Annotated in this window: 8 protein-coding genes and 2 rRNA genes; 7 read left to right on the top strand and 3 right to left on the bottom strand. The window is 66.3% G+C overall.

Going from position 1 to position 8,523, the window contains the following annotated elements; genetic code table 11:
- Positions 1 to 120, top strand: a 23S ribosomal RNA gene (locus H536_RS0121330); the annotation flags it as partial.
- 85 nt (positions 121 to 205) lie between these two features.
- Positions 206 to 320, top strand: a 5S ribosomal RNA gene (rrf, locus tag H536_RS0121325).
- 441 nt (positions 321 to 761) lie between these two features.
- Here the strand turns inward: rrf and H536_RS0121320 are convergent.
- The 3 genes from H536_RS0121320 to H536_RS0121310 all read right to left on the bottom strand — a co-directional run bounded on the left by H536_RS0121320 (position 762) and on the right by H536_RS0121310 (position 3,984).
- Positions 762 to 1,691, bottom strand: a complete 930-nt coding sequence (locus tag H536_RS0121320; RefSeq protein ID WP_024352351.1) for a GumC domain-containing protein — start codon at positions 1,689 to 1,691, stop codon at positions 762 to 764.
- 94 nt (positions 1,692 to 1,785) lie between these two features.
- Complete coding sequence (locus H536_RS0121315; RefSeq protein WP_051141676.1) at positions 1,786 to 3,039, bottom strand: MFS transporter; 1,254 nt, start codon at positions 3,037 to 3,039, stop codon at positions 1,786 to 1,788.
- 261 nt (positions 3,040 to 3,300) lie between these two features.
- Positions 3,301 to 3,984: a GntR family transcriptional regulator gene (locus tag H536_RS0121310; protein ID WP_024352349.1), complete on the bottom strand. Its 684-nt coding sequence runs from the start codon at positions 3,982 to 3,984 to the stop codon at positions 3,301 to 3,303.
- Positions 3,985 to 4,095: 111 nt separating this feature from the next.
- On the opposite strand from H536_RS0121310, the gene H536_RS0121305 reads away from it, so the two are divergent.
- The 5 genes from H536_RS0121305 (at position 4,096) to H536_RS25415 (ending at position 8,517) form a co-directional block, all read left to right on the top strand.
- Positions 4,096 to 5,175 (top strand): 4-hydroxythreonine-4-phosphate dehydrogenase PdxA, encoded by a 1,080-nt coding sequence (locus tag H536_RS0121305; protein ID WP_024352348.1) that lies wholly within the window; start codon positions 4,096 to 4,098, stop codon positions 5,173 to 5,175.
- Between the two features lie 101 nt (positions 5,176 to 5,276).
- Complete coding sequence (locus H536_RS0121300; protein ID WP_024352347.1) at positions 5,277 to 6,257, top strand: TRAP transporter substrate-binding protein; 981 nt, start codon at positions 5,277 to 5,279, stop codon at positions 6,255 to 6,257.
- Positions 6,258 to 6,355: 98 nt separating this feature from the next.
- On the top strand, positions 6,356 to 6,913 hold the full coding sequence (locus H536_RS0121295; RefSeq protein ID WP_024352346.1) for a TRAP transporter small permease: 558 nt from the start codon (positions 6,356 to 6,358) through the stop codon (positions 6,911 to 6,913).
- Complete coding sequence (locus tag H536_RS0121290; protein ID WP_024352345.1) at positions 6,910 to 8,193, top strand: TRAP transporter large permease; 1,284 nt, start codon at positions 6,910 to 6,912, stop codon at positions 8,191 to 8,193. Before H536_RS0121295 ends, H536_RS0121290 begins: the two co-directional genes overlap by 4 nt.
- 189 nt (positions 8,194 to 8,382) lie before the next feature.
- On the top strand, positions 8,383 to 8,517 hold the full coding sequence (locus tag H536_RS25415) for a hypothetical protein (RefSeq protein WP_266102179.1): 135 nt from the start codon (positions 8,383 to 8,385) through the stop codon (positions 8,515 to 8,517).
- Positions 8,518 to 8,523: the final 6 nt, after the last annotated feature.

Raw genomic sequence — 8,523 nt, 5'->3', positions numbered from 1 at the left:
CACCTGAAAACGAGTTCTCCCTATCAGAGCCGTGGTAGACCACCACGTTGATAGGCCGGGTGTGGACGTGCGGCAACGCATGAAGCTTACCGGTACTAATCGCTCGATCGGCTTGATCATTCTCATTCGTCAATGCCCACCCCCCAAAAGGGTGCGCACCAATCACAATGTCCAAAAGACCAGCTTCCAACTTGCGATTTGCCGACCTGGTGGTTCTAGCGGGGCGGCCGCACCCGATCCCATTCCGAACTCGGCCGTGAAACGCCCCAGCGCCCATGATACTTCGTCTCAAGACGCGGGAAAGTCGGTCGCCGCCAGGTCTGCAAATCGCAAGTTGTCAATTGAGACCCCTTCTTCACGCCAAGCACCAAAGCCCCTCGCGCTCCACAGCCGAGGGGCTTTTTGCGTTCAGAGGCTATGTTTTAGGCCTGATCTCAAGCGAGACGGCCGATAGGCGCCCGGTGCGGCTTGAGATGAGAAGACCAGGATGCCTTCCTCGCACTCGGGGCCATCGCGCGATTGTCGCCGACATTGACGGCCCGGCGGGAGTGGCCGGTAGAAGCTATAGGCGCTCTGCGTCAGTTGCCGGCTCTTCCTTATGACTGCGATCTCTCCGGCGAAGGGTGCGCGTGTAGGAACTGACACCGCCGCAGTTCGAGGATGCACTCGCAAGATCACGGAGGAGCCTCCCGTGAAGGCGGCCCCGGCATGTGGCTCCATCCTGAGTTTTCTACACCCTCAGCACGGCGCCGGTTCCCCGTTCAGTGCCTGCCGGCCCGGCCATAATAGCCGCGCATAAGGAGTGGGGTGAGAAACATCGGGATCTGGTAGCAGCCGACGAAGACCATCATGGCCTCCAAAGACGCAGGGGGCAGGGCGACCAGGAACAGCGCAAGATTGCGGTTGCCGGCCATCAGCGCCACGGCGCCGCCGATGGCCGGATCGCTGCCGGCGCGGCGCATGGCGGTGTTGGCCGCGATCTGTAGCCCGAAATTCAGCGCGAAAGCGGCCGCGAGCATGCCGGCGACCTGCAGCGGATCGCGCAGCAGCATCGGCTGGATCGCGTCCATCAGACCGAGGACCAGGGCCGCGAGCAGCAGGGCGCTGACGGCATCGAGCATGACAATCGCGTCCGACTGCGGTGCGGGCCGCCAGATCTGCCGCACGACGACCGCCAGGCCACCGGCCAGCGCAATGACGCCGAGAAGGCGCAATGCGGGCTCCAGCGGTGAGATTGCTGCGCCGGGAAAGACGATCTGCAGGGGCAGCATCGAGGTGAGCGGCAGCAGGATCGTGCCCCAGACCAGAAGTCGCAGGGCGGTCATGCCGTCGAGGCCGGTGAGGGCGGCGAGGCCGGCGCCGCCGGTGATCGGCGCGGCGGCCAGCGTGAGAATGACGACGCTGGCGAGGGGGCCGCTGATATTGCCGAGGTAAAGGATCGCGGCGACGGCGAGGGGCAGCGCGAGCTGCAGGAACAGGACCAGCGGCACGTCGCGGCGCATATGGGTGAGGGACCGCGCGATCTGCGCGGGATCCACCCGCAGGACTGAGACGAAGAGAATCGCGGCGATCAGCGGAAACAGGCCCGCCCGCATGAGTGACGCGAGGCCGGGAAACAGCACGCCGCCGACAAGGCCTGCCACCAGCATCCAGCGCCCATTGCGGGCGATGATCGTCAGAAGCCGTGTCATGGCCTGTCAGGCGCCTTTCTGCTCCGGCCGTCCAGATGGGGACATGCGCCTGTCACTATTCCGCCGCCTACGACGGAAAGTCTGAGCCGGCTGTTCACGCCGGGCTGGGATCCGCGGCGCCGGTCTTGCGCCGATCGCGCCGCCAGGTGGCAGCGGCCAGACAGCCGCCGATGATGGCGAGGACGGTGAGAACGCCGTAGCTGCCGATATAGCTGCCGACATGATTGTGTACCGAGGAGAACAGGGTCGGCCCCACCAGCACGCCGGCGAAGGTGACGAACATCGCGGTTCCCGTAACCGAGCCGACGGCGCGCAGGGGGCTGAGGCGCGCGACTTCGGAGAGATAGACGCCGTTCCAGCCGACGCCGGTGAGGCCGAGCAGCATGAAGGCTGCGATCACCGCGGCGAGCGGCCATTGCGGCGAGACGAAGAGGATCGTGGTCGAGACCACGGCCATCAGCGCGGCGAGGCCCGTGAGAACGGCGAGACCGCTGTGGATGCGATCGGCGACATGGCCCCACAGCAGGCGGCCGACGGCGCCCATGACCTGGACAGCGGCCAGGACCATGCCGGCTTCGACGAGGCCCATCTGCAGCTCCTCCACCAGCAGCACGACCAGGAAGGCGACGAGGCAGAGCTGGATGGCGGAAAAGCAGAAGGACGCCGCGGCCAGCATGAGCAGCGAGCGGTCGGAGCGGATGGTCGTCAGGCCAAGGCCGGCCGAGCGCAGCAGCCGGGTTGCCGGGTTCGCATGGGCATCGAGACGGGCGCGGCCACGCTCGAGCGCGAGCATCAGCACGATGCAGGACGCGGCCACGGCCCACAGCGCGGCGCCCCATCCGAACGCCACGGCCATCGGCGCGCCGATGAGCCCGGCCATGATGCCGCCGATCGGGACGCCGGTCTGCTTGATGGAAAAGAAGAGATTGCGCCGATGCGCCGGCGAATGGCGCTGCAGGAGATCGGAGGCGGAGGGGTTGATCAGCCCGTAGGAGAGGCCGATGGCCAGCGAGCCGGCGATCATGCCGGCCAGATGGGGAATGCTGGCGAGAAGGCAGCCGGCGGCCGTCAGTGCCATTGCGGTCTGGCCGGTGCGGCAGGGGCCCCAGCGCGACACGACCGCGCCGCCGACCAGCGAGGACAGCATCGCCGCCAGATAGACCAGCCCGACCTGATAGCCGACGAAGCTCGACGGCACGCCGAGGGTGAGCGCGACGGCGGGGGCAAGGGCCGGCACGGTCAGCACCGCGGCGGTGCCGAGCGCCTGGATGATGGTGGTCTCGGCCAGCAGCCATGGCAGGCTCACGGCCTCGCCGGGCCGGTCGGAAACGGACGCGTCTGTCGTCATGGGGTGGATGCTGCCTCTGTCGAAGCCGGATGCCGTCGGCGATCCGGTTGCGGGAGCCCGGCAAGACGGGCGCCAAGATCATGCGACCTTACTAGTCTGCCGGGGTCCGGGACAATGGCCGGCGGGTTGCCGTGTCGGACAGGATCGCTGTGGCGTCTTCCGGTAATGGATGAACCGCGGCGTCGGGACGGTTGCGTCGCGAAGCTGCCGGCTCGATCGCTGGCGGAGCCCCGATCCCGACAGCTCGATGTCGCCTCGTCGCTAGACGACGGTCTTCACGCGGTCCCAGGTCTTCTGCAGATGCCGGGCGAGGACCTCGCCGAGCCGCTCGCCATCGCGGTTCCGCAGGGCCACGGCCATCTCCTCGTGCTCGGCGACCGCCTTGGCCCAGGCCTCCGGCCCCTGATTGCCGAGAAAGCGGATGCGCTTCAGCCGGCCCTGGATGGTGCCCTGCACGTCGATGAGCATGTTGTTGCGCGACAGCCGGGCGATGCCGGAATGGATCGCCTGGTTCATCTTGTAATAGGGCAGGCGCTCGCGCTTCTCGTAATAGCCGATCATGGCGTCGTGCACGGCCAGCAATTCGGCGAGCTCGTCGTCGGTGGCGCGTTCGCAGCACAGGCGGCCCGCCAGCTTCTCGAGCTCGGCCAGCACCTCCAGCATCGAGGCGACGTCTTCCGGCGACAGGCGCCGCACGACGCTGCCGCGCGACGGGCGGATGTCGATCAGCCCTTCGCCGGCCAGGGTGCGCAGCGCCTCGCGCAGGGGCGTGCGCGAAACGCCAAGGCTCTGGACGAGGGCCGCCTCGTTGATTCGCGAATCCGGCGCGAGATGCCCCTCGATGATCATGTCGCGGATCCGCCCGGCGACCTGCTCGTGCAGGGTCTGCCGCTGGATCAGGGGCGCGTCCAGCGTCGCCGTCTCTGCCGCATCCATGTGGTTCACCTTCCTGCGTCGCTCGGGTCGTCGCCGAGATTATAGCAAAAAGGGGGCTTGTGGGGGCAAAGAAAAATATCGTATGCAAAATGCGATATGCGGAACCGGTGAGGAAACAGCATGCCCCAGTCCCAAGTCCTGGCCTTTGCCATTGGTGATCCGGCCGGAATCAGCCCGGAGCTGGCCGCGCGGCTTCTCGCCGACCCCGTGGCGCAGACGGCGACCCTTCTGGTGATCGGCGACCGCCGGGTGCTCGACATGGGCGCCGGCCATGCCGGCGTCACGCTGGATCTGCCGAATGTGACGGCCGAGGAACTCGGTAGCGAACGGCCGCAGCGCAGCTGCTTCGTCGATCTGAAGAATTGCGATCCGGCGGCGATCACGCTGGGCGCCTCGAGCCCGGAGGGCGGCGCCTCGGCGCTGGCGAATTTCCGCTGCGCGCTTCTGGCGGCCAAGAACGGCTATGCCGACGCGGTGTTCTTCACGCCCTTCAACAAGCACTCGATGCGCCTGTCGGAAAGCGACTATGTCGACGAGATCGGCTTCGTGAACCGGACCATCGAGGTCACCAAGAACGGCAGCGAGTTCAACGTCCTCGACGAGGTCTGGAACGCCCGCTGCACCTCGCATATCCCGCTGTCGAAGGTCGCCGAGTCGATCACCGAGGATCGCGTCTTCGAGAGCCTGCGGCTGACCATCGAGACGATGCAGGGCGCCGGCTACGAGCGGCCGCGCATCGGCGTCGCCGCCCTCAATCCGCATGCCGGCGACGGCGGCAATTTCGGCACCGAGGATGACGCGATCATCCTGCCGGCTGTCCAGCGCGCCCAGGCCCACCAGATGGCCGTCACCGGTCCGGTGCCGTCCGACACGGTCTTCGTGCGCGCCATGAAGGGCGAGTTCGACGCCGTCCTGACCATGTTCCACGACCAGGGCCAGATCGCCATGAAGCTGATCGGCTTCGATCGCGGCGTCACGCTGATCGCCGGCTATCCGTTCCCGATCGTCACGCCGGCCCACGGCACGGCCTTCGACATCGCCGGACAGGGCATCGCCAATCCGGGCGCCGGGCAGAAGGCGATCGAACTCGGCCTGATGCTGGCGGCCCGAAAGGCTGCCGAGGGGGACATCCTGCCGCCGCCGGAAACGCCGCTGTCGGCACTGTTCGCCAAGGGGCTGCAGGGACCCCGGGCCGCCTGAGGGGGCGAGTGCCCCTCCAATACATCCAAGACGACCGGCAAGGTCGCGTCGCGCAGACACCAGCCACCACTTAACCCAAACGATCTGACGGGAGGACCCACATGATCCACTTCACGCTGAAATCGGCCGTTGCCGCCGCCGCACTTCTGGCCGCCAGCGGCTTCGCCCAGGCGCAGGAAGAAATCATCTTCGGCCTGAGCGCTGCCAACGGTTCGCTGCAGGAGCGCACCGCTAGCGAGTTCGCCCGCCGCGCCAACGAGAAGCTCGGCGACACCGCCGTGGTGAAGGTGTTCGACTCCTCGCAGCTCGGCAAGGACAAGGACATGCTCCAGAAGATCAAGCTGGGCACCATGCACATGACCCTGCCGTCTTCGACCATGCCGGAGATCGCCGCCGAATACGCGCTGTTCGACCTGCCCTTCATGGTGAAGGATCGCGATCACCTGGCGCGGATCGACGAGACGCTGTTCCGCGACGTGCTGGTTCCGGCCGCCGAGGAGCAGGGCTATCGCCCGCTCGCCATCTGGGAGAACGGTTTCCGCCAGATCACCAACAACGAGCGGCCGATCAACACCCCGGCCGACCTGGAAGGCCTGAAGATCCGCACGCCGAACTCGTCCTGGCGCGTCGAGATGTTCAAGACCTACGGCGCCAACCCGACGCCGATGTCCTTCTCGGAAGTCTTCGTCGCGCTGCAGACCGGCGTCATCGACGGCCAGGAGAACCCGCTGACCAACATCTCGGCAGGCAAGCTGAACGAGGTGCAGGAATATCTGTCGATGTCCGGCCACGTCTATTCGCCGGCCTATCCGACCGTCGGCGTCACCGCTTTCGAGAAGCTCGACCCGGAGATCCAGGAGGTGTTGAAGACCACCGCCGAGGAAGTGGCGCTGTGGGCCCGCGAGCAGGGCGCAGCCGATGACGACAAGCTGCTGAAGGAGCTCGAGGAGTCCGGCATGAAGGTCAACCAGGCGGATCGCCAGGCCTTCGTCGACGCCTCCAAGCCGCTCTATGAAAAGTTCGCCGCCGAAGTCGATGGCGGGCAGGAGATGATCGACAAGGCGATGTCGCTCGCCGACTGATCGATCGCGATCCATGACCGGCGGGGAGGGGCGAGGCCTCTCCCCGCCGACCGGTCCGGGCCCTGCCCACAAGAACTCTTCATCGGGGGAACCCACCCATGTCCCGGCTCGCCCGCTGGCTTGACGTCTCACTTCAGGCCGTGACGATCTTCCTGCTCGTCGTCCTCGCTCTCGTGGTGCTGCTCGGCGTCGGCTACCGCTATTCCGGCAATTCGCTGATCTGGTACGACGAGGTCGCTTCGGTGCTCCTCGCCTGGATCACCTTTACCGGCGCCGCCCTTGCGACCATGCGCAATGCGCATCTGAGCTTCAGCGGCCTGCTCTATTCCCTGCCGCCGAAGGGCCGCCTGCTGCTGTTCTCCGGCGTGGAGCTGATCTTCCTCGCGACCTTCGCCGTCATCGGCTGGGCCGGCTGGGCCATTCTCGACATCTTCGGCAACGAGACGCTGATCTCGGTGCGCTTCGTCTCCCGCAGCTTCGTGCAGAGCATCCTGCCGGTCAGTGCGGGCCTGGTGATCCTGGCGCGTCTCCTGACGCTGCCCGAACGCTACGAGGACGCCAGGATCGGGCTCGACCCCGAGGAGCGTGAGATTGCCGCCGAAATCGCTCGCGCCCAGGCCGAGCTTGAAGCTTCGCGCGCTGGAGAATCCAAATGACCGAGGCGTTGATCCTTCTGTCCCTGTTCGTGATGATCGCCATCGGCCTGCCGATCGCCGTCGCGATCCTCGCCAGCGCGCTGGTGGGCGTCTACATCCTTAACGGCCATCTCGGCTTCCTGAACGCCGCGCTGTCGGTGTTCGACGGGGCCACGAGCTTCCCGCTGATCGCCATTCCGCTGTTCATCCTCGCCGGTGCGCTGATGAACACCGGCGGCATCTCGCGCCGGCTGATCAATTTCGTCTCGGCGCTGATCGGCTTCATGCGCGGCGGCCTCGCCATGGTGAATGTCGGCGTGTCGCTGTTCTTCGCCGAGATCTCCGGCTCGGCCGTCGCTGACGTCGCGGCGATCGGTTCGGTGCTGATCCCGGCGATGAAGAAGAAGGGCTATTCGCCCCGCATGGCCGCGGCGGTCACCTCGTCCTCGGCATCGCTGGCGATCATCATTCCGCCGTCGATCCCGATGATCCTCTACGGCGCCCTGTCCGACACCTCGATCGTGCAGCTCTTCGTGGCCGGCATCGTGCCGGGCCTGCTCGGCGGCTTCGGCATGATGGCGCTGTGCTACTATTTCGCGGTGCGCTACGACCTGCCGCGCGAGGAGGCCTTCAGCCTGACCCGGCTCTGGAAGGCGGCGAAGGACGCCGGCTGGGCGCTGATCCTGCCGGTGATCATTCTCGGCGGCATCTTCGGCGGCTTCGTCACCGCCACCGAGGGCGCAGGGCTCGCCGTCATCGCGGCGCTGGTGATCGGTGGCTTCGTCTATCGCGAGATCGACATCCGCCTGTTCTACCATGCGCTGACCGACGGGGTGATCCAGACCGCCGTCGTCATGCTGCTGGTGGCCAGTTCCGCGGTTCTCGGCCTCTATCTGACCGAGACCGAGATGCCGCAGCGTCTGGCGGCGAGCATCACCACGCTGACGACGGACAAGTTCCTCGTCCTGATGATCATCAACGTCTTCCTGCTGTTCGTCGGCATGGTGTTGCACGGGGCCGCGGCGATCATCCTGACGGTGCCGATCTTCATGCCGCTGGTGCATCAGATCGGCATCGATCCGGTGCAGTTCGGCATCCTCCTGACGCTGAACATCGCGCTCGGCCAGCAGACCCCGCCGGTCGCCAGCGTGCTGGTCACGGCCTGCTCGATCGCCCGCACCGACATCTGGCGCACGACGCGGACGAACCTGCCCTTCATCGGAATCCTGCTGGTGGTCCTGCTTCTGGTGACCTACGTGCCGGCCGTGTCGCTGTCGCTGGTGGATTTCTTCTACAAATAGCGCGGCGTCGCCTCACACCACATGCAACGAAAAGGGCCGGTCTCACCGGCCCTTTTTCGTTGTCGCAACTCTGTGGAACATGCGCTTCCCTGCCGCTTCCGCATGGGAGCTATTCGCCAGAGGCCCTAACCGGGACGGCCGCGCCGGCATAATTCAATGGCACAGCAATTCGCTCGGCGAGGAAGAGACATGACGATCGACGCACGCGCTCCCAAGAGCTACTCCCGCATGATCGACTATCTGCGCGGCGCCACCGGCAGCCTGCGCGAAGCACGCCGGATGCGGGCCGAGTTCCGCAACCGCTATCCGCATCTGATGGACTGAGACCGA

It is taken from the genome of Aurantimonas coralicida DSM 14790, from assembly GCF_000421645.1.
Classification (GTDB): Bacteria; Pseudomonadota; Alphaproteobacteria; order Rhizobiales; family Rhizobiaceae; genus Aurantimonas; species Aurantimonas coralicida.
Note: the sequence above shows the minus strand (reverse complement) of the source record. Positions and strands in the feature narration are given on the sequence as shown.